The sequence below is a fragment of the Streptomyces sp. NPDC007264 genome (genome assembly GCF_042869095.1).
Taxonomy (GTDB): Bacteria; Actinomycetota; Actinomycetes; order Streptomycetales; family Streptomycetaceae; genus Streptomyces.
The window spans coordinates 166,260-185,572 of record NZ_JBIAFD010000003.1 but is presented as its reverse complement, the minus strand read 5'-3'; the positions used below and the strand labels follow the sequence as shown (position 1 = coordinate 185,572).

Below are 19,313 nucleotides of genomic sequence, written 5' to 3'. Positions count from 1 at the left end.
CGAGCGTTGTCCGAACGCCCAGGTACCCTCGCACACGTGCCCTCCATGAACGAACTGGTCCACCAGCACACCGCCCTCAGCGACTCCGACCTGGAGTGGCTGCACCTGCTGGTGTCGGAGTGGCAGCTGCTCTCCGACCTCTCCTTCGCCGACCTGGTCCTGTGGGTGCCCACCCGCGACGGCGCGCGGTATGTCTCGGTGGCCCAGATGCGGCCCAACACCGGCCCCACCTCGTACCAGGACGACATGGTCGGCCACCTCGTCCCGCGCGGCCGGCGCCCGATGCTGGACGCGGCCCTGGACGAGGGCCGGATCGTGCGGGAGGGAGACCCGGAGTGGCGCGAGGAGGTCCCCGTCCGGGTCGAGTCCATCCCCGTGCGGCGCGAGGGTCGCGTCCTCGGCGTCATCGCGCGCAACACCAACCTGCTGACCGTGCGGACCCCCAGCCGGCTGGAGCTGACCTATCTCCAGAGCGCCTCCGACCTCGCCCAGATGATCGCGGCCGGCGCCTTCCCGTTCCCCGACCAGCAGGTCGACATGGACGCCTCGCCGCGCGTCGGCGACGGACTGATCCGGCTGGACGCGGACGGCATCGTCCAGTACGCCTCGCCGAACGCGCTGTCGGCGTACCACCGCCTGGGTCTCGCCACCGACCTGGTCGGTCAGCACCTCGGCAGGACCACCGCGGAACTGGCCCCGTCCCGGGGGCCGGTCGACGAGGCGCTCGCCAAGGTCGCCAGCGGCTGGGCCCCGCGTGAGTTCGAGATCGAGGCCCATGACGGGGTGATCCAGTTCCGCGCGATCCCCCTCAAGCCCAAGGGCACGCGCATCGGTTCGCTGGTCCTGCTCCGGGACGTCACCGAACTGCGGCGACGCGAGCGCGAGTTGATCACCAAGGACGCGACCATCCGGGAGATCCACCACCGGGTGAAGAACAACCTCCAGACGGTCGCCGCCCTGCTCAGGCTGCAGGCCCGGCGCATCGAGTCCGAGCGGGGGCGGGAGGCGCTCGAAGAGGCCGTGCGGCGGGTCGGCTCCATCGCCATCGTCCATGAGACGCTGTCCCAGAACCTGGACGAGCGGGTGGAGTTCGACGAGATCGCCGACCGGGTTCTGGCGATGGTCGCCGAGATCTCGCCCGGCAAGGTCATCGGCCGGCGCAGCGGCCGCTTCGGGATCCTCGACGCCGAGGTCGCGACCCCGCTCTCCATGGTTCTGACCGAGGTCCTGCAGAACGCCCTGGAACACGGCTTCCGTCCCGGGGACACCGGAACGGTCGAGGTCTCGGCGGTCCGCGGCGGAGCCACCAAGGAGAGCCGCCTCCTGGTCACCGTCCAGGACGACGGAGTGGGCCTGCCCGAAGCCTTCGACCCGCGCACCTCGGGCAACCTCGGGCTGCAGATCGTGCGGACCCTCGTGGAGGGCGAGTTGGGCGGCACGTTCGACATGGTGCCGGCCCCGGAGGGCGGAACACGGGTGATCCTGGACATTCCTGTGCAGTCCCACAAGTGAGGCCCGGGGCCCGGGGGAGCCCGCGCGGGCGCCCCGCGCAGCCCGCACAGCAATGAGCCCCGGACCACAAGTGGTCCGGGGCCAAAGCTCGTTGCCAGCTGTTGCCAGCGCGGCGGGGGTACTGCGCGCTGCGGCTCGGGGGCGGGAGATGCGTACTCGCTGTACGCGCCGCCAAGCTCAGGCTCGTACGGGGTGGGTGAGTCAGGCGGATGCCTGACGGGCCCGGTTGCGGGCGGCGCGGCGCTTCATGGCGCGGCGCTCGTCCTCGCTGAGACCACCCCAGACGCCGGAGTCCTGGCCGGACTCGAGCGCCCACTGCAGGCACTGCTCGGCAACCGGGCAGCGACGGCAGACGGCCTTGGCTTCCTCGATCTGCAGCAGCGCAGGACCGGTGTTGCCGATGGGGAAGAAGAGCTCAGGGTCTTCCTCGCGGCAAACGGCGTTGTGACGCCAGTCCATGGCTGCTACCTCTCCTTGGTATTACATGCAGATTGCTTGTGAATGTGAACGCTTTCACGAATCCCCCGACAAGTGAAGGGCCGATCGCCAGGCTCGCTGACGTGGTCCTGTGAATTGAGGAGGGGTTCGGGCTCTCTGCGGGGGCCAGTGGTGCGGGCTGTCCCGAGCGCCACGTAGAGACTCGCAAACCTCAGCGGCGGATACAACCCCTTCAGGAAAGTTTTTTTTGATTCCTTGGTGTCGGCTAGGTCACAGCCGTACTTCCAAGGGGTGGACCCTGGCCTAAACGTTCGACTGAAAGGACTTTGGTGCCTTCCACTCACACAATCACACGCAGTGCACGGCGTACGCCTGTGAACGTCACGCTGGTGCGCAGTCCGAGGTGGTCGCCGTCCATCTGCAGGGGCAGCCGCACCTTCGAATGCAAGGTGAAGCGGGTCAGGTCATGGAGGGATACCACGTGCTTGCCGCGGGGTCCGCGCTGGGGGGACGAAGTGAGCAACTGCGTGGCATACCGGGCAATCGAGGCCGTCGACATCCGGCTCAGCGCCATGACGTCGAGTCCGGTGTCGAACGAGGCCTCGGGCGAGGCGTACACCGGACGGTTCCCGAGGAACGTCCATGGCGCCGTGTTGCAGATTATGGACAGCACGAGACCCGTGATCGGCTCCTCGCCGGGCCGGTCCAGAGTGATCGTGCCGTGCCTGCGGTGGGGTTCGTCCAGAAACTGGCGTACCACCTGGCGCAGATACAGCGCATGAGTCGAACGTTTGCCCTGCTCCCGCTGCTGCTCGACCCGGCCGACGACCCCCGCGTCGAAGCCGAGCCCGGCGGTGAAGGTGAACCAGCGGGAGGGCACCCCCTCGTCCGCCGTCCCCGGGGTGCCGGCCGCGAGACCGAGGCCGATCGTGCGCTCACGGTTCTCGCGGAGGGCGTCGAGGATCACACCGGTGGCCTCCACGGCGTCGTTGGGCAGGCCGAGGGCGCGGGCGAAGACGTTGGTGGAGCCGCCTGGGACGACGGCGAGCCGGGGCAGCCGGTCGGGGTCGGGGCCGTCGTGCAGCAGGCCGTTCACGACCTCGTTGACCGTGCCGTCGCCGCCGAGGGCCACGACCAGGTCGATGTCCTCGCTGTCCGCGGCCTGCCGGCCCAGGTCCCGGGCGTGCCCGCGGTACTCCGTGGTCACCGCCTCGAGCTTCATCTCGCTGGCCAGCGCGTGGGCCAAGACGTCACGGGTACGTGCGCTTGTGGTGGTTGCCGCCGGATTGACCACGAGAAGTCCACGCATGGGGTGCAGCGTACCTACTGGGGGGTACCGGACCCAGACCGAGGTAGGGATCCGGTAAGAGGGCGGGCGGCGTGCCGGCCGCGCGGCGGTGCCCGCCTCGGCGGCGGCCGCCGAGGCGGGGGCTACTCTTCAGGGGTGAGCGCTGAGCATGATCCCACCCCTGAGACCTCCGACGCCGAGCCCCGTCCCGCGCGGCTGACCGCCGCCGCGGCACTCGCCGGCCTTGAGGGGCTGGCCCTGGTCGTGGGCGGCGTCTGGATGTGCGTCCTGGGCCTCACGGGCTCGCCGGACGACCGGGGCCAGGCCGTCACCGGCGGCATCACCCTGGTCGTGCTCGCGCTGCTGCCCCTGCTGGCCGCGCGCGGCCTGCTGCGGCGCCGCGGCTGGAGCCGGGGGCCGGCCGTGATCACCCAGATCCTGGCTCTGCCGGTGGCCTACAACCTGCTGCAGGCCGACAGCCTCGCGATCCCCGGCGGCATCGCGCTGGCGGTCGTCGCGGTGGCGGCCCTGGTGCTTCTGGTGAACCCGGCGACGACGCAGGCGCTCGGCATCCGGGGACCGGGGAACGTCCAGGACCAGAAGTAGGCTCGCCGCCCGCCCGCGGGGTGCCTCCCCGGGGCGGCCGTCGTCCCGGTCGCCCGTCGTCCCCTACTCCTCCACGAGCAGCTTCTCCCGCAGCTGCGCCAGCGTCCGGGCCAGCAGACGGGAGACGTGCATCTGCGAGATGCCGACCTCCTGCGCGATCTGCGACTGGGTCATGTTCCCGAAGAAGCGCAGCAGCAGGATCCGCTTCTCCCGCGGGGGAAGGTCCTCCAGCAGCGGCTTGAGCGACTCCCGGTACTCGACGCCCTCCAGCGCCTCGTCCTCGGCGCCGAGCGTGTCGGCGACGGCCGGGGACTCGTCGTCCGTGTCGGGTACGTCCAGGGACAGCGTCGAGTACGCGTTGGCGGACTCCAGGCCCTCCAGGACCTCTTCCTCCGAGATGGCCAGCTTCTGGGCCAGCTCGTGGACCGTCGGGGAGCGGCCGTGCTGCTGGGACAGCTCGGCCGTGGCCGTCGTCAGGGCCAGGCGCAGCTCCTGCAGCCGCCGCGGCACCCGTACGGCCCAGCCCTTGTCGCGGAAGTGGCGCTTGATCTCGCCGACGACCGTCGGCGTCGCATACGTGGAGAACTCGACGCCGCGGTCGGGGTCGAAGCGGTCGACCGACTTGATCAACCCGATGGTGGCGACCTGCGTCAGGTCGTCCAGCGGCTCGCCCCGGTTGCGGAAGCGGCGCGCGAGGTGCTCGACGAGCGGCAGGTGCATACGGACCAGCTGGTTGCGCAGCTCCGCGTACTCCGGACTGCCCTCCCTCAGCTTGCGCAGCTCGACGAACATGGACCGCGCCCCGCTGCGGTCATGCGGGTCGTGCTGTGCGCCGGCCGGCACACCCTGCTCAGCGTTTCGCTCGTGCTCGCTCATCGTCCCGCCCGTCACCCTTCCCCGCTCGCTCGGCTCCGCCCGAGCGGGAAAGGCCCCATTTCCTCCGGAGGACGTGCTCCGCGAGGCACCGTCCGCATCCCGTCGTCCCCCGTCCCGGACCGGGACCGCCGCGTCCGTGCCGGGCGGCCCCGCCTGCGCGGACGCCACGATCGCGGAAGCGTCGTCCTCCGGATGCGGACGGGCCTGCTCGGGGATGCCGTCCATGCCGTCGACCGTGCGCCGCGACCCGCCCGGCCCGACGGCGTTCCCGGCGGAAGGCTCCCGTGTGCCGCGTTCTTCGTCCCGCACCGGCCCGTCCCCGTTCGTCACGCCGGCCCGGGTCCCGCGCCGCGCTGCTTGTAGAGGCTGATGGACACGGTCTTGTCGTCGGCGACCGCGGAGGAGACCTTGCCGGCCAGGGCCGACAGGACGGTCCAGGCGAAGGTGTCCCGCGAGGGGGCGTGACCGTCCGTGGTCGGGGCCGCGACCGTCACCTCCAGCGAGTCGTCGATGAGCCGGAAGACACAGCTGAGCACCGAGCCGGGCACGGCCTGCTGCAGCAGGATCGCGCACGCCTCGTCGACCGCGATGCGGAGGTCCTCGATCTCGTCGAGGGTGAAGTCCAAACGGGCCGCGAGGCCGGCTGTGGCCGTGCGCAGCACCGACAGGTAGGCACCCGCTGCCGGCAGCCGGACTTCCACGAAGTCCTGGGTCGCGGGCTCGCCTGCGATCTGGGACACCCTCACCTCCAAGGTGGTACAAGCTCGTTCGGGGCCGGGGGTCGTCCCCCGGGGTAACGCCCTACGTGGTTCAGCGGTGACGCTATCGCGCTCCCTCGTGTCCTGTCCCCGGGACCCCGCCCCTTGCTGTCACTCATAGTAAACCTATGAATACGCACAGTGGCTAGGGGTCTGCGGGCCCAATTGGGAAGAGCGCGCGCCGCTTTGACGTACCCAGGCGCCGGACCGTCGAACCGTACGGGTCCAGGGTCACACGCGGACGGGTCCAGGGTCACACGAGTACATGGTCGACGAAGCACCAGCGCCAGTTCTCCCCCGGCTCGAAGGTGCGCATCACCGGGTGGCCGCTCTCCTTGTGGTGCGCCGTCGCGTGCCGCAGGGCCGAGGAGTCGCAGCAGCCCACGTGCCCGCACTCCAGGCACAGACGCAGTTGCACCGGGTGCGTGCCGGCGGCGAGGCACTCCAGGCATGTGTCGCTCCGGGGCTCGGGCTCCGGGTGCGGGAGCGCCTCGACGTGCGTGCACTGTTTCATGATTGCCAGGTTACGACGGGTCCGCGGGAAGCCGCGCGAGGACGAGGGGCGGGCGGAAGAGGATGACCATACTGCCACTGTTGTTGCTGGTCGCGGGCAGTGCCGCGGTCGCCGGTGCCGCGCGCCGCACGCCCGTGCCCGCGCCGCTGCTGCTCGTCGCGGCGGGGCTGGCGGTCTCGTACCTGCCCGGCGTGCCCGAGTACACCCTGGATCCCGAGGTCGTCCTGCCGCTCGTGCTGCCCCCGCTGCTGTACACGGCGGCCGGCGACAGCTCGTACCTCGACCTGAGGGCGCAGCTGCGCCCGGTGGCCCTGCTGTCCGTCGGGTACGTGCTGTTCGCGACGCTGGCGGTGGGGTGGGCGGCCTATCTGATCGTGCCGGGTCTGCCGCTGACCGCGGCGCTGGTGCTGGGCGCGGTGGTGGCGCCGCCGGACGCCGTGGCGGCGACGGCGGTCGCCCGGCGGGTGGGGCTGCCGTCACGGATCACCACGATCCTCCAGGGGGAGTCGCTGGTGAACGACGCGACCGCGATCACCGCGTACAAGGTGGCTCTGGCGGCGGCGGTCGGTGAGGGCGCCACCTGGGCGGGCGGGGTGCGGGAGTTCCTGCTCGCGGCGGTCGGCGGGGTGGTCGTGGGTCTGCTGCTGATGATGCCGATCCACTGGTTGCGCACCCGTATGAGGGAGGCGCTGCTGCAGAACACGCTCTCCCTGCTCATCCCGTTCGCCGCGTACGGGGTCGCGGAGTGGGTGCACGCCTCCGGGGTGCTCGCCGTGGTCGTGGTCGCCCTCTGCCTCGGCCACCGCAACTGGCAGGTGGACTTCGCGACGCGGCTCCAGGAGGAGGCGGTGTGGCGGATGGTGGCGTTCCTGCTGGAGTCCGCGGTGTTCGCGCTCATCGGACTGCAACTGCCGGTCGTCCTGAAGGGGCTGGGGGAGTACGAGGGCACGGAGGCGGCCTCGTACGCGGTGGCCGTGTTCCTGGTGGTCGTCGTCTCGCGGTTCGTCTGGGTGTACCCGGCGGCCTTCCTGCCGCGCCTGCTGTCGGCGCGCATCCGGGAGCGCGAGGAGGCCACGTGGAAGGGACCGTTCGTCATCGGCTGGGCGGGGATGCGGGGCGTGGTCTCGCTCGCGATCGCCTTCTCCGTCCCGCGGGCCGTGCACGGCGGCGGCGCCTTCCCCCACCGCAACCTGATCCTGTTCCTGACCTTCACCACGGTGATCGGCACGCTGGTGGTGCAGGGACTGAGCCTGCCCCCGCTGATCCGGCTGCTGCGCCTGCCGGGGCGCGACGCCCAGGCCGAGACCCTCGCGGAGGCGAACGCCCAGGCGCAGGCGTCCAGGGCGGCGGAGCGCCGTCTCGACGAGCTCCTCGGCGACGAGCGCAACGCCCTGCCGCCCCCGCTGGCGGACCGTCTGCGCGCGGTCCTGGAACGCCGCCGCAACGCGGTCTGGGAACGCCTGGGCTCGGTGAACCCGGTGACCGGCGAGACGGTCGACGACACCTACCGCCGGCTGTCCCGCGAGATGATCGGCGCCGAGCGGGAGGTGTTCGTGACACTGCGCGACCACCGCTACATCGACGACGAGATGCTCCGCACGCTGCTGAGACGGCTGGACCTGGAGGAGGCGGCGGCCTACCGGGAGGCGGCGTGAGGCCGACCGGGGCCGACCGGGACGGGGCTCAGGGGAACGGCCTTCCGGTGACCACGGCGGCCAGCGCGGTGCCCGGCGGGAACGCGCCCTCCTCGGTCAGGGCGAGAAGTCCGTACAGCAGCTTGGCGACATAGACACGTTCCACCGGCAGACCGTGGCGGGACCCGAAGTCGGCCGCGAACGCGTCGAGTTCGGGCGTCGTGCGGGCGAAGCCGCCGAAGTGGAAGCGGGTGTCCAGGCCCCATTCGCCGCGTCGCCCGCCGAAGGCCCGGGCTTGCAGGGCGGCCGTGTCGCGGGCCAGGAAGTCGCCCTTGAGGACCGGGACGCCCAGGGCCCGCTGGTCCGGGGCCAGGCCCGCGGCCAGGCCCGCCAGCGTGCCCCCGGTGCCGCAGGCCACGGCGACCACGTCCGCGCGCCCGCGCAGTTCCTCACCGAGCGCGCGGCAGCCGCGTACGGCGTCGGCGTTGCTGCCGCCCTCCGGTACCACGTACGCCTCCTCGGCGTCCGCCGCGCGCAGGACGGCGGCCACCGTCGCCGGGTCCGGCACGCGGCGATAGGTCGACCTGTCGACGAAGTGCAGCCGCATTCCGTCGGCGGCACACCGGGCCAGGGACGGGTTGAGCGGGCGGCCGGCCAGTTCCTGGCCGCGGACCACACCGATCGTGGCCAGGCCCAGCAGCCGGCCCGCCGCGGCCGTCGCTCGCAGATGGTTGGAGTACGCGCCGCCGAAGGTGAGCAGCGGGCGGCCGGCCGCGGCGCGCAGGTTCGGGACGAGCTTGCGCCACTTGTTGCCGACCAGGTCCGGATGGATCAGGTCGTCCCGCTTGAGCAGCAGCCGCACACCGTGCCGCGCGAAGCGCTCGTCCGCGACCTCCCGCAACGGCGACGGCAGGCGCGGCGCGAGCGCGGCCGGGTCGAACGCCTCGGGGCGCGGCACGTCGGGTCGGTTCACACCGTCATTGTCGGACACCGGGGCGGCGACGGGGGGGAGGGCGGTGGTACCGCCCGGTCCGGCCGCTCGGCAAGCGCCTCCTCTGCCCGGACCAGGCTTGATCCATTCCCGCTCTTTCGGGTAATGGCACCGGCACACTGCGTGATGGAAGGCTTTTCCCGGCAGGTCAACGCGTGATCGGGAGGGCAATGCCGATGTCGGTAGGCGAAGAGGTCCGTGCGGAGGACGACAGGCCGCAGCAGAGTCTGGGCACGGGGGCCGCGCGGAATCTGGCCACCACCACCAAGTCCGCGCCCCAGATGCAGGAGATCAGCTCACGCTGGCTGCTGCGCATGCTGCCGTGGGTGGACGTGCAGGGCGGTACGTACCGCGTGAACCGTCGTCTGACCTACGCGGTGGGCGACGGCCGGGTCACCTTCGTGAAGACCGGGGACCGGGTCGCGGTCGTCCCCGCGGAGCTGGCCGAGCTGTCCGCCCTGCGCGGCTACGACGACCAGGACGTGCTGGACGACCTCGCCCGGCGGTGCCAGCAGCGCAGGTTCGCGCCCGGGGACGTGCTCGCCGAGTTCGGCAGCCGGGCCGACGAGGTGTTCCTGCTCGCGCACGGCAAGGTGGAGAGGATCGGCACGGGCCCCTACGGGGACGACGCGGTGCTCGGCGTCCTGGCCGACGGTGCCTGCTTCGGAGACCAGGCACTCCTCGACCCGGACGCCATCTGGGAGTACACGGCCCGCGCGGTCACCGCCTGCACGGTGCTCGCCCTTCCCCGCCGGGACGTCGACGAGGTGGCGGCGCGGGCAGCGTCCCTGAGCGAGCACCTGCGGAACCGGCGCTCCCTCCCGGCGCAGCCGGCCAACAGGTACGGCGAGAAGGCGATCGATCTCGCCGCGGGCCACACCGGCGAGCCGGACGTCCCGCACACGTTCGTGGACTACGAGGCCGCACCCCGCGAGTACGAACTGAGCATCGCCCAGACCGTCCTGCGCATCCACACCCGCGTGGCCGACCTCTACAACCAGCCGATGAACCAGACCGAGCACCAGCTCAGGCTCACGGTGGAGGCGCTGAAGGAACGTCAGGAGGACGAACTCGTCAACCACCCGGAGTTCGGACTGCTCCACAACTGCGAGTACGACCAGCGGCTCCAGCCGCACGACGGCGTACCGGGTCCGGACGACATGGACGAGCTGCTCAGCAGGCGGCGCGGCACCAAGCTGTTCCTCGCGCATCCCCGCGCGATCGCCGCCTTCGGCCGTGAACTCAACAGGCGCGGACTGGTCCCGGAGACCGTCGACATCGGGGGCAACCGCATCCCCACCTGGCGCGGAGTGCCCCTCTTCCCCTGCAACAAGATCCCGGTCAGCGAGGCCCGCACCAGCTCGATCATCGCCATGCGGACCGGAGAGCAGGACCAGGGTGTCGTCGGGCTCAGGCAGTCCGGCATCCCCGACGAGATCGAGCCGAGCCTGTCCGTGCGCTTCATGGGCATCAACGAACAGGCCGTCGTCAACTACCTGGTGACGGCCTACTACTCGGCCGCCGTCCTGGTGCCGGACGCACTGGGGGTGCTGGAGAACGTCGAGATCGGCCGTTGGAGGTGACCCCGCGCACAAACGGCAGGCCGTGTTCCCGCCCGGCGGGGCGGGTACACCCTTGGGGGTACGCGCCCGACGGCAGCGGAAGCGTCACCGTCCGCAGACTCTTGTCCGCAGACTCTTCGAGGCGGTCTCATGGGTGAGTTCATGACAGAGCCGAAGCAGGGTCCGATCCTGGAGGGGCCGAGACCGGCGGCACCGGGGAGACCTCGGGGCCGGGTCCCCGGGCCGGCGGCACCGCCCGACGGGCAGGAAGCCCGGGCGATCCTGGAGCGCACCCGCGCCGCGGTCGACCCGGAGTTGCGCCGGGCCGTCGACTCGCTGCCGGGCCCGATGCGCCGGATCGCGCGGTACCACTTCGGCTGGGAGCACGCGGACGGCACCCCGGCCGACGGCAACGCCGGCAAGGCGATACGCCCCGCACTCGTACTGGCCGCGACCCGCGCGCTCGGCGGCCGGCGGGCCACCGCCGTGCGGGCCGCCGTGGCCGTCGAGCTCGTCCACAACTTCACCCTGCTGCACGACGACGTGATGGACCGGGACACCACCCGCAGACACCGCCCCACCGCCTGGACCGTGTTCGGGGACACCGACGCGATCCTCGCCGGGGACGCGCTGCAGGCACTGGCCCAGCGGCTGCTCGCCGAGGACCCCGGCCCGTCCTCGGGGCCGGCCGCCGCCCGGCTCGCGGCCTGTGTGGTCGAACTGTGCGCCGGGCAGCACGCGGACACGGCCATGGAGCGGCGCGGCCCGCACGAGGTCACCCTCGACGAGGTGCTCGCCATGGCGGAGGCGAAGACGGGCGCACTGCTCGGCTGCGCCTGCGCCCTCGGCGCGCTGTACGCGGGAGCGGCCGAGGCGGAGGTGGAGGCACTGGACGCGTTCGGCCGCGAGTTGGGGCTCGCCTTCCAGCTCGTCGACGACGTGATGGGGATCTGGGGCGATCCGAACCGCACCGGTAAGCCGGTTGGGGCGGATCTCACGGCCCGCAAGAAGTCGCTCCCCGTGGTCGCCGCGCTCGCCGCGGGCACCCCGGCGGCCGCCGACCTGGCCGAGCTGTACCGGCGTCCGCACGAGGAAGGGGACCTGGAGCGCACGATCCTCGCCGTGGAGCGGGCGGGCGGCCGCACCTGGGCGCAGTCGCAGGCCGACGCCCGGATGGGCCGGGCGATGCGGGAGCTGTTCCGCGCGGTTCCCGACCCCGAGGCGTCGGGCGGTCTGCTGACCCTGGCCCAGTTCGTGACCCGGCGCAGCACCTGACCCCACGACAGACTCCGGAGCCCTGGGCCCGCGCGGCTCCTGACCCCGCACGGGCCGGCGGCTCCGGCCGGGCGGGCCCCGCACATCCCCACCATGTGCGGGTCCCGCCCCTTCCGTCCGTACCGCCCCCGGGTGCGCGTGTTCCGGCTAGGCTGCCACGGGCGTACCCGGCACATCAGTCGACGCGAAGGGGCAGGCGGATGGGCGTGGCGATCCGGGCAGCGGACGAAGGCGACCGGGAGCTGGTCGTCCGGCTGCTGGACGAGGCGTTCCAGGACGACCCGGTCAGCAGCTGGGTCTTTCCGGGCGAGGAGCATCGCCGTGCGACCCATCACCGGCTGATGGCCGCGTTCACCGACATCGTGCTCGCCGAAGGACGCATCGACGTGACGGAGGACGGCACGGCCTGCGCGCTGTGGCTGTCCGTGCCCGCCGCCGGGCACGCCCAGGGGGCGGACGGGGCCGGGGAGGACGCGGTACGGCTGCGTGAGGCGGTCGACCCGGCGAACGACCGCGTGGAGCGGATCGCCCGGCTGCTGGCCGAGTCGCACCCCGTGGACCACGCCCACGAATACCTCTGGATGATCGGCGTGGCACCGGGCCACCAGGGCGGTGGTCTGGGCACCACGCTCATCCGGCACGTCCTCGACCGCTGCGACCGCGAGCGCCTCCCCGCCTACCTGGAGGCGAGCAGCACCCGCAGCACCAGGCTCTACGAGCGCCTCGGCTTCGCCTTCACGGACCGCACCCTCGACCTCCCGGACGGTCCCCCGATGTGGCCGATGTGGCGCGAGCCCCGCTGACCCGCCGCCCGGGAGCGCGGGGCCCCCGGCAGCTCTAGCCTGGTGACATGACCGGCAGAGAGCGTGTCTGTCCGTCGTGCGGGCAGCCCGTCGGCACGGTCGTGCGGCGCCACAAGACGCTGGGGGCCTTCGTCCCCGTGTGGCGTCCGGGGCCCTGCCGGAACCCCCTGTGCCCGAGGCATCGGGAGCAGGCGCGTGAGGAGGGCCTCCGGGACGCTCCTGAGCAGGGACGCGCCACGACGTCCGGCGCCGCTCCCCCCGATGCGTCCGGTGCCGCGGCCGACGCCGAGAACGGGCCTGAAGACCCGGGACGTCGTGTGTGACGCGAAACCCCGCCACTGTCCGACGGTCGTGTGCTGCGCGGAACCGTCGCGGCCGGATGTCGCGGGAAACCGGCACTGATCCGAACGACAGGGCCTAGCCGGGCAGACCGCCCGTCCGCGGGTCGCGGCCCGTCAGGCAGTACGTGCCGCCCGCCGGGTCGCGCATCACCGTCCAGTGGGCGCCCCGGGCGACGAAGGCTGCGCCCAGCCGCTCGTGCCGGGCCCGGGTCGCCCCGACGTCCGCGCACGCGATGTCGAGGTGCGCGGAGGAGGGGTGGTCGGCGCCGAGGCGCTGCAGCAGGATGCGCACGGGAAGGGCGGCGGGCGGCCGGACCACGTGGAACTCGGGGAGGGAGCCCGGCCGGGACTCCCAGCCGGTGAGGCCGCTCCAGAAGGCGACCTCGGCGTCGAACACGGACGGCCCCAGATCCAGGCACACCTGGTCGAGCCGGTCGGCCGTGCCACCGGGCTCCTCGACCACCGGCGGCCGCACCGACTCGCCCGCCCAGGGCACCGCGCAGAACGACAGGCCGCCCGGGGAGCGGAGCACGGCCCACCCCGGGTGCCCGGCGACGACGTCCGCACCGAGCCGGCATGCCGCCGCCACCAGCGCGGGCACGTCCTCGACGACGAGATCGAGATGAGCGCCACCGCCCGAGCGAACGGCCTGCGCCTTCAGGCACGCGTCACCCGCCTCCGGTACGAGCGTCACGAACTCGTCGCGCTCGCCCCGGGGCGGGGACGGCTTGGTCCGGGTGACGGCGGTCCAGAAGTCACGAGCCCGGCCGAAACCCTCGACGGGCCGGTCGACGAAGGCGTACGTCCAGCGGATCGGCTGGCTCATGGGGGCACTCCTCGGCAGACGGTGCACGGCGCTCGTACGGTCTCCCGTCCGGACGGATCATGCAACGGCGTTTTCCCCCGCCGCCTCACGCGGCCCCGCCCCCGCGTCAGGCGCGGCGGCGTTCCGTGAAGCGCAGCAGGTTGCCCGCCGGGTCGCGGAAGGCGCAGTCCCGCAGTCCGTACGGCTGGTCCATGGGCTCCTGCACGACATCCGCACCGGACGCCCGGACGCGGGCGAAGAGGGCGTCGCAGTCCTCGGTGGAGAAGATGACCCCCCGCAGCATGCCCTTGGCGAGCAGTTCCGCCACCACCTGGCGGTCGGCGGGGGAGGCGTCCGGGTGCGCCGCCGGGGGCTCCAGGACGATCTCCACGTCCGGCTGGAGCGGCGAGCCGACGGTCACCCAGCGCATCCCCTCGAAGCCGACGTCGTTGCGGACCTCCAGGCCCAGGACGTCCCGGTAGAACGCGAGCGCCTTGTCGTGGTCGTCCACGGCGATGAAGCACTGGGAGAGTCTCAGGTCCATGACGCCACGCTATAGCTGTGCGCGCGGATCCGTGCGGGTGTCGGCGGGCCGGCCGCGCCGGGGCCGCGTCAGGCCCATCGCCACGCACGGCGGTATCGCCGCGCCCTGCTCGTGCGACCGCGCCCGGTACGTGCTCGGGGCCTCCCCCACCAGCTCCGTGAAGCGCGAGCTGAAGGACCCGAGCGAGGTGAACCCGACGGCGATGCAGACCTCCGTCACGCTCAGGTCGCCGCGCCGCAGCAGCGCCTTGGCCCGCTCGATGCGGCGGGTCATGAGGTAGCCGTACGGCGTCTCCCCGTACGCCGCGCGGAAGCTGCGCTGGAAGTGCCCGGCCGACATCAGCGCGGTGCGCGCGAGCGCCGCCACGTCCAGCGGCTGCGCGTACTCACGGTCCATCCGGTCACGGGCCCGCCGCAGCCGCACCAGGTCGTCCAGCTCCATGCCCACAGCATCGCACGGGCCACCGACAACGGACCTCGGCCCGCACGCACCGACCACGGCCTGCCCCGGGAACGGGGCTGCGACCGCGTTGGTGCGGGCGGGCCGTGACGGTCACCAATAGTGGCGTCGTCCGGCGACGGCGTGTCCCATCGAGCCCAGGACCCACAGAATCGCCCCGACGACCGCCAGGATGATCCCGATGGTCCACAGGATGCCTATCCCGGTGAGGAAGCCGACGACGAGCAGAACAACTCCCAGAATGATCATGATCTCTCCCTGAGTAGGGCCGGCTTCGCCGTGTACTGCGAAGAGACGGAAGGGTGGTGGACACGGGAAGAGCCGCTCTCCTCCTCACTGCGCGCGGTGCGGTTTGTGCCGAGCGACCTGCAGGCGGACCTCGGTGGGCATGTCCGGGCAGCCGGTGGACCGGCGGGCGGTACGGAGCGGGCCTTCGCAGAGGGCGTCGAGAGCGGCGCCCGGTGCCCCCTCGGGGGTGAGCGTCAGCTTGACGTGGGCACGGGGGTGGGCAGACCGGCCGGTGATGCGGACCTCGGCCTGCTGGACGCCCGGCAGAGCGCCGGCTCCGGCGGCGATGGCGTCGCTGAGCGCGCGGTCGCGCAGCTCCACGCCCTCCTGCGGGGGTGTGCCGCCGACGGGCAGCACTCCGGGGCGGCGTCGGCGCAGTTGGGCGAGCAGCCACCACAGGGCGAGCAGGGCGACGAGGGCGAGGGCGGCGATGACCGCGGGCCACCACCACCAGCCCTGGCTGCTCCAGCGGGCCCGGTCGGCGGAGCCGAGCAGGACGTCGTCCGGGACGATCAGGGGCCAGCCGGCGGGCGGGACCAGATCGCGTCGCCGGTAGACGTCGAGCCCGGCGAACAGGATCAGCAGACCGCCGCCGAGCAGCACCAGTCCGGCGAGGGCCAGCAGACTGCGGTTGAGTACGGGTCGCGGCGTCATGGTGCGGGCTCCGGGGTCGGGGGTTCTCGGTCAGCCGGTGCGTTGCCGCACACGTACGACGATTCGTGGCGGGCGGGAGAGGGCGAGCCGGTCGCGCTCCTCGTCGAGGACGGCGGTGAGGTCGTCCTTCACCTGTCGCGGGTCGCGGAAGCGGACATCCACACGGGCTTTGGCGCGGTGCCGGCGCATCCGGACGCGAGCCCCGCTGACTCCCGGGACCCGCATGGCGGCGTCGCGCAGTAGATCGGCGGCGCCGTCGCGGTCCAGGGAGGCCCGCAGCCGCGGCGCGGGGCAGCCGGCGGGGGAGCGCAGGGGCAGCAGGTGGCGCAGGCCCGGCGTGAGGGCCAGGACGATCAGCCAGACGCCGACGGCGGCAGCCACGGCGGCCCCCGTGAGCATCCACACGTCGTCCACGGGCCGGGCGGCCAGTTCGTCGGCGAGGTGCCTCCTCCAGGCTGCCGCCGGGCGCCCCGCCCGTACGGCGACGACATCGAACAGCGCCGCGCCGGCCGCCACGAGAACCACTGAGGCGACCAGCGCCGCCGGAAAGCGGCGGGCGGACCACGGGCGGTGCGTCCGGCGCCGTCCGTCGCGCTCGCCCGCCGCCGGCTCCGGCGGGGGCGCTTCGCGTTCGGGCGGACCGGCCTGTGTCGGCTCCCTCGGCTCCTCGGGCTCCTTCGTCAGCGGCACTGTGGCCCGGCGCTCGGACGGCGCGGAGTCGGGGGCGGGAGGGCCCGGGTCGGATGTCATTCCGGTCCTCCTTCCTGTGCGGCGTGCCCGGCGGCCCGGAGTGCGAGGCGGCTCACCGGACCCGTCCCCGGTTCGCGTCGGCGGTCACCAGTCGCCGGACGGTGAGGGTGACGTCTGCCACCTCCAGGCCGGTCAGCTGAGCCACCCGCTCGGCGACGTCGTGCCGTATCTGCTCGCAGACCGCGGGAATGTCGGTGGGATAGGGCAGATCCATGGCCAGGTGCAGGCGCACCGTTCCGGTACGGGTGGCCGCGGAGGCGCCGGGCGCCTCCGGCCCGCTCCGGTCGGACGGTACGGCGGCACGCCGGGACTGGGCCGTGCGCGCGGCCTGGGCGGCGATACGGGCCACCACCCTGTCCGGGATGACGGTGGCACCCCGCTCGGGTGGAGGCGGCAGAGCGGCGGCCCGCGCCGGCGGGCCGGGCCCTTCGCCGGGGAGTGGGGAACCGGGCCGGGTGTTCACCGCTGCCTCCGTGCACGGAGGTCGAGATCGCCCTGCAGGACGAGGCCGGCGATCAGACCCGCCGTCCCCAGGACCAGAACCAGCAGAAATGCCCAGAAGCCGCCGAAGTATCCGGCGAAACCCAAGGCCATGCCGGCCGCGAGGCCCGTCGTCGCTGTGTTCATCTTGCACTCACCCGTCTCGCGAACGTATGCCGCCGTCCCTGTGGCCGTCGCTCACGTCCGGGACGGGGCGGTGGTCACGGAGATCGGTCACCTCACGCGGCCTTCGGCCGGTTCGGCCTCTTCCTCCTCGTCGGGAAGGTGGACGTCGTCGACGGCGATGTTCACCTCGACGACCTCCAGTGCCGTCATCCGCTCCACGGCGCTGATGACGTTGGTGCGCGTAGCGGCGGCGACGTCGACGATGGAGACGCCGTACTCGACGACGACGTCCAGGTCCACGGCGGTTTGGCGCTCGCCGACTTCGACCTTCACCCCGCGTGTGACGCCTGCGCCTGCGCCGGGGACGCGTTCCCGCATGGCGCCGAAGGCGCGGGCCATTCCCCCTCCGAGGTTGTGGATGCCCGGTACCTCGCGGGCGGCCATCCCTGCGATCTTGGCCACCACGTTGTCCGCGATGGTGGTCTTCCCCCGTGTCTCGGCCGGCGCCCCGGCCCCGGTACGGCCCTTCAGCGCGCTCACGCCTGTGTCGGACCGGCTGCCTCCGCCGACGCTGGTGATGTTCTCCGTCATGGCGGTCGCCTCGATCGGTCGGTCGGACACCCGAGTGGTGCCCCTCACGAATTGGACATATCGGGCGGCGCACTCCTCACGCGCTTGAGGTGTGACGTGCATCACATCTCTGGCGGGGTACCCGTGGGGTCCGAAGCACGTGTGCGGGAGTGTCATGACCGAATGCCGCGGCTTTCCGTCGCTGGGGTGCGACCTGCCGGACGGCGTGCTGGCCGTGCGGGCGGCCGAGGGAGACGAGGGCTCCTTCGCCGTGCTCGTCCGGCGGCACAGCCGGTCCCTGCTGGTCCTGGCACGTTGCATGCTGGGCAACCCCCAGGACGCCGAGGAAGCCGTTCAGGACGCCTTCGTCAGCGCCTGGCGGCGACTGCCGGAATACCGCCACGAGGCGGAGTTCCGCACCTGGGTGTACCGGATCACCGTCAACCGCTGCCTGACCATGTGCCGGCACCGACCGCCGCCCCTCTCCCTGGACGCCGTCGCCGAACCCGAGGCGGGCGACGCGTGGAGCCAGCCCGCCCGGTCCGCCGAGCAGGACGCGGCCACGGCCGCCCTGTCCCGCGCGCTCGCCGGGCTGGACACCGGGCAGCGGGCCTGCTGGATCCTGAGGGAGGTGCAGGGACTGCCCTACAAGGAGATAGCCCACGTGACACGGACCAGTGAGCAGACCGTGCGCGGCAGATTGTTCAGGGCACGCCGATCCCTGCAGGAGGCGATGGGCCCATGGCGCTAGACGACCCGCACGCGCGGCCCCCGAAACCGCCCGGAGCCGGCGGGCCCCGTGCCGGCCCGGCCGCCGACGGGCCCCTGTTCGCGGATGACGAGGTGTTGGCCTGCGGGCGGCCTCTCAGCCGGGTCTGGGAACAGGCGCAGGATGCGGCGCCGGTCGCGGACCCGCACACCGCGTCCTGTCCTCACTGCCGCGAGGCCGTCGAGGGGCTGGCCGCGGTGAACGCCGCCACCCGGGCGCTGCGCGCCGAGGATCCCCCCGGTCTGCGCGCACTCGCCGACCGCGTCATGAACGCCGTCAGGGCGGAGGTCCGGCTCGGGCGGCTGCTGCCCCTGGCCGCCCCGGACCTGGACCTGCGGATCGCCGAGAGTGCCGCGGCGAAGGTGCTGCGGCAGGCCGCGGACACCGTGCCCGGTGCGAGGGCCGCGACCTGCCGGCTCGTCCCCGCGGGCGAGGGCGCCGACGTGCGGGTGGCCATGACCCTGGCTGCCGCCCTCGGCCGCCCGCTGCCCGACCGGGTCCGCCAGGTACGCCGATCGGTCCTCCGCTCGGCCGGACAGGACCTCGGGCTCGCCGTGACGGCCGTCGACATCACCGTGGTCGACGTACTGGAGCCGTGGCCGCCCTTCGGCCCCGCCGGCCCCGGCCACGCCACAGAGGGCGGGACGCGATGACCGCCGTCGGCACGGCCACCCTCCTCGGCGTCGCGGCCGAGGCAGCCCTCGCGGTTCCCGGCGTGGCCGGCCTGCAACCCCGCCTCGCACACCGCCTCGCGGCAGCCGCCGCGCCCGCCCGGACGGACGCCACGCCGCACCGCGCCCCGCCCGAGGCAGGCATCCGCGCCGACCTGGCGCCGGACGGTTCGGGATGGCACGTCGAGGTGCGCTGCGTGCTGGCCGAGGGCCGGCGGGCAGTGGACGTCGCCCGGAACGTCCATGACGAGGTGCGGGCGGCCGTCGCCTCCCAACTCGCCGGCCACGGTGTCGCGATACCGGTGACCGTCGCGGTGACGGTGACCGGTATCGCCACCCGGCACGACGAGGCATGAGCGCGGTGGGCGGCCGGGGCCGGGCGCCCGTGGCGAGGTGATTGCGCATCAGCAGCGTGCGGGGCGTCCCGCGCCGCCCCACGGCAGGTGGCCCGTCGGGGTCGTGTAGAAGACCGCACCCGGACCGTCAGGGGCGCCGTGTTCGGCGGCCTGCGGGCCGGGTGCGGAAAGGGAGACACTGCGAGCAAGGGAACTGCAGGTCAAAAGGCATGACTCAAGAGGCATGACTCAAGATCAGGCCTT

General features: G+C 72.9%; 25 protein-coding genes. 10 read left to right on the top strand and 15 right to left on the bottom strand.

The window, feature by feature from the left end; translation table 11 throughout:
* Positions 1 to 36 precede the first annotated feature (36 nt).
* Positions 37 to 1,512: a sensor histidine kinase gene (locus ACFYMU_RS05880; protein ID WP_388368396.1), complete on the top strand. Its 1,476-nt coding sequence runs from the start codon at positions 37 to 39 to the stop codon at positions 1,510 to 1,512.
* A 201-nt stretch (positions 1,513 to 1,713) separates the two neighbouring features.
* On the opposite strand, the gene ACFYMU_RS05875 is transcribed toward ACFYMU_RS05880, so the two are convergent.
* Entirely contained in the window at positions 1,714 to 1,971 is a 258-nt protein-coding gene (locus tag ACFYMU_RS05875; protein WP_388368393.1) for a WhiB family transcriptional regulator, read from the bottom strand.
* Between the two features lie 319 nt (positions 1,972 to 2,290).
* The gene (locus ACFYMU_RS05870; protein WP_388368391.1) at positions 2,291 to 3,259 is read right to left on the bottom strand and encodes a diacylglycerol/lipid kinase family protein; all 969 of its coding nucleotides are present in this window, start codon (positions 3,257 to 3,259) and stop codon (positions 2,291 to 2,293) included.
* A 135-nt stretch (positions 3,260 to 3,394) separates the two neighbouring features.
* Here ACFYMU_RS05870 and ACFYMU_RS05865 point away from each other — a divergent pair, with 135 nt between their 5' ends.
* A complete protein-coding gene (locus tag ACFYMU_RS05865) occupies positions 3,395 to 3,844 on the top strand; it encodes a hypothetical protein (RefSeq protein WP_388368388.1) in 450 nt (149 codons plus the stop codon).
* A 63-nt stretch (positions 3,845 to 3,907) separates the two neighbouring features.
* Here the strand turns inward: ACFYMU_RS05865 and ACFYMU_RS05860 are convergent, their stop codons facing one another.
* The 3 genes from ACFYMU_RS05860 to ACFYMU_RS05850 form a co-directional block, all read right to left on the bottom strand.
* Positions 3,908 to 5,029, bottom strand: coding sequence for an RNA polymerase sigma factor SigF (locus ACFYMU_RS05860; RefSeq protein WP_388369144.1), 1,122 nt, complete (start codon positions 5,027 to 5,029; stop codon positions 3,908 to 3,910).
* 17 nt (positions 5,030 to 5,046) lie between these two features.
* Positions 5,047 to 5,460, bottom strand: coding sequence for an anti-sigma regulatory factor (locus ACFYMU_RS05855; RefSeq protein WP_055492491.1), 414 nt, complete (start codon positions 5,458 to 5,460; stop codon positions 5,047 to 5,049).
* 271 nt (positions 5,461 to 5,731) lie between these two features.
* Positions 5,732 to 5,992: a UBP-type zinc finger domain-containing protein gene (locus ACFYMU_RS05850; RefSeq protein ID WP_388368385.1), complete on the bottom strand. Its 261-nt coding sequence runs from the start codon at positions 5,990 to 5,992 to the stop codon at positions 5,732 to 5,734.
* A 62-nt stretch (positions 5,993 to 6,054) separates the two neighbouring features.
* Here ACFYMU_RS05850 and ACFYMU_RS05845 point away from each other — a divergent pair, with 62 nt between their 5' ends.
* Positions 6,055 to 7,647 (top strand): Na+/H+ antiporter, encoded by a 1,593-nt coding sequence (locus tag ACFYMU_RS05845; protein WP_388368382.1) that lies wholly within the window; start codon positions 6,055 to 6,057, stop codon positions 7,645 to 7,647.
* A gap of 28 nt (positions 7,648 to 7,675) precedes the next feature.
* Here ACFYMU_RS05845 and ACFYMU_RS05840 read toward each other — a convergent pair whose 3' ends face one another.
* Positions 7,676 to 8,599 (bottom strand): 1-aminocyclopropane-1-carboxylate deaminase/D-cysteine desulfhydrase, encoded by a 924-nt coding sequence (locus ACFYMU_RS05840; RefSeq protein ID WP_388368379.1) that lies wholly within the window; start codon positions 8,597 to 8,599, stop codon positions 7,676 to 7,678.
* A 194-nt stretch (positions 8,600 to 8,793) separates the two neighbouring features.
* On the opposite strand from ACFYMU_RS05840, the gene ACFYMU_RS05835 reads away from it, so the two are divergent.
* The 4 genes from ACFYMU_RS05835 to ACFYMU_RS05820 all read left to right on the top strand — a co-directional run bounded on the left by ACFYMU_RS05835 (position 8,794) and on the right by ACFYMU_RS05820 (position 12,580).
* Positions 8,794 to 10,200, top strand: a complete 1,407-nt coding sequence (locus ACFYMU_RS05835) for a family 2B encapsulin nanocompartment shell protein (protein ID WP_388368376.1) — start codon at positions 8,794 to 8,796, stop codon at positions 10,198 to 10,200.
* 129 nt (positions 10,201 to 10,329) lie between these two features.
* Positions 10,330 to 11,454 (top strand): family 2 encapsulin nanocompartment cargo protein polyprenyl transferase, encoded by a 1,125-nt coding sequence (locus tag ACFYMU_RS05830; RefSeq protein ID WP_388368374.1) that lies wholly within the window; start codon positions 10,330 to 10,332, stop codon positions 11,452 to 11,454.
* Between the two features lie 200 nt (positions 11,455 to 11,654).
* The gene (locus tag ACFYMU_RS05825) at positions 11,655 to 12,257 is read left to right on the top strand and encodes a GNAT family N-acetyltransferase (RefSeq protein WP_388368371.1); all 603 of its coding nucleotides are present in this window, start codon (positions 11,655 to 11,657) and stop codon (positions 12,255 to 12,257) included.
* 47 nt (positions 12,258 to 12,304) lie between these two features.
* Positions 12,305 to 12,580 (top strand): hypothetical protein, encoded by a 276-nt coding sequence (locus ACFYMU_RS05820; protein WP_388368368.1) that lies wholly within the window; start codon positions 12,305 to 12,307, stop codon positions 12,578 to 12,580.
* Positions 12,581 to 12,674: 94 nt separating this feature from the next.
* Here the strand turns inward: ACFYMU_RS05820 and ACFYMU_RS05815 are convergent, their stop codons facing one another.
* The 9 genes from ACFYMU_RS05815 to ACFYMU_RS05775 form a co-directional block, all read right to left on the bottom strand.
* Positions 12,675 to 13,424: a VOC family protein gene (locus ACFYMU_RS05815; RefSeq protein WP_388368365.1), complete on the bottom strand. Its 750-nt coding sequence runs from the start codon at positions 13,422 to 13,424 to the stop codon at positions 12,675 to 12,677.
* Between the two features lie 106 nt (positions 13,425 to 13,530).
* Entirely contained in the window at positions 13,531 to 13,947 is a 417-nt protein-coding gene (locus ACFYMU_RS05810; RefSeq protein WP_388368362.1) for a VOC family protein, read from the bottom strand.
* A gap of 9 nt (positions 13,948 to 13,956) precedes the next feature.
* Positions 13,957 to 14,388 carry a helix-turn-helix transcriptional regulator gene (locus ACFYMU_RS05805; protein ID WP_388368359.1) on the bottom strand — a complete coding sequence of 144 codons (432 nt, stop codon included), beginning with the start codon at positions 14,386 to 14,388 and terminating at the stop codon, positions 13,957 to 13,959.
* Positions 14,389 to 14,499: 111 nt separating this feature from the next.
* Complete coding sequence (locus ACFYMU_RS05800) at positions 14,500 to 14,655, bottom strand: DUF6131 family protein (protein WP_388368356.1); 156 nt, start codon at positions 14,653 to 14,655, stop codon at positions 14,500 to 14,502.
* Positions 14,656 to 14,739: 84 nt separating this feature from the next.
* Positions 14,740 to 15,348 carry an alkaline shock response membrane anchor protein AmaP gene (locus tag ACFYMU_RS05795; protein ID WP_388368353.1) on the bottom strand — a complete coding sequence of 203 codons (609 nt, stop codon included), beginning with the start codon at positions 15,346 to 15,348 and terminating at the stop codon, positions 14,740 to 14,742.
* A gap of 30 nt (positions 15,349 to 15,378) precedes the next feature.
* Positions 15,379 to 16,098, bottom strand: coding sequence for a DUF6286 domain-containing protein (locus tag ACFYMU_RS05790; RefSeq protein ID WP_388368350.1), 720 nt, complete (start codon positions 16,096 to 16,098; stop codon positions 15,379 to 15,381).
* Between the two features lie 52 nt (positions 16,099 to 16,150).
* Positions 16,151 to 16,561, bottom strand: a complete 411-nt coding sequence (locus ACFYMU_RS05785; protein ID WP_388368348.1) for an Asp23/Gls24 family envelope stress response protein — start codon at positions 16,559 to 16,561, stop codon at positions 16,151 to 16,153.
* Entirely contained in the window at positions 16,558 to 16,725 is a 168-nt protein-coding gene (locus ACFYMU_RS05780) for a hypothetical protein (protein WP_388368345.1), read from the bottom strand. Before ACFYMU_RS05780 ends, ACFYMU_RS05785 begins: the two co-directional genes overlap by 4 nt.
* 87 nt (positions 16,726 to 16,812) lie before the next feature.
* A complete protein-coding gene (locus ACFYMU_RS05775) occupies positions 16,813 to 17,295 on the bottom strand; it encodes an Asp23/Gls24 family envelope stress response protein (protein WP_388369141.1) in 483 nt (160 codons plus the stop codon).
* Positions 17,296 to 17,449: 154 nt separating this feature from the next.
* Between ACFYMU_RS05775 and ACFYMU_RS05770 the strand changes: the two genes are divergently transcribed.
* From ACFYMU_RS05770 to ACFYMU_RS05760, 3 genes are read left to right on the top strand one after another with little or no spacing between them, the layout of a single operon-like run.
* Positions 17,450 to 18,025, top strand: coding sequence for an RNA polymerase sigma factor (locus tag ACFYMU_RS05770; protein ID WP_388368342.1), 576 nt, complete (start codon positions 17,450 to 17,452; stop codon positions 18,023 to 18,025).
* Positions 18,016 to 18,696 (top strand): hypothetical protein, encoded by a 681-nt coding sequence (locus tag ACFYMU_RS05765; RefSeq protein WP_388368339.1) that lies wholly within the window; start codon positions 18,016 to 18,018, stop codon positions 18,694 to 18,696. Before ACFYMU_RS05770 ends, ACFYMU_RS05765 begins: the two co-directional genes overlap by 10 nt.
* Complete coding sequence (locus ACFYMU_RS05760; RefSeq protein ID WP_388368336.1) at positions 18,693 to 19,070, top strand: hypothetical protein; 378 nt, start codon at positions 18,693 to 18,695, stop codon at positions 19,068 to 19,070. Before ACFYMU_RS05765 ends, ACFYMU_RS05760 begins: the two co-directional genes overlap by 4 nt.
* Positions 19,071 to 19,313: the final 243 nt, after the last annotated feature.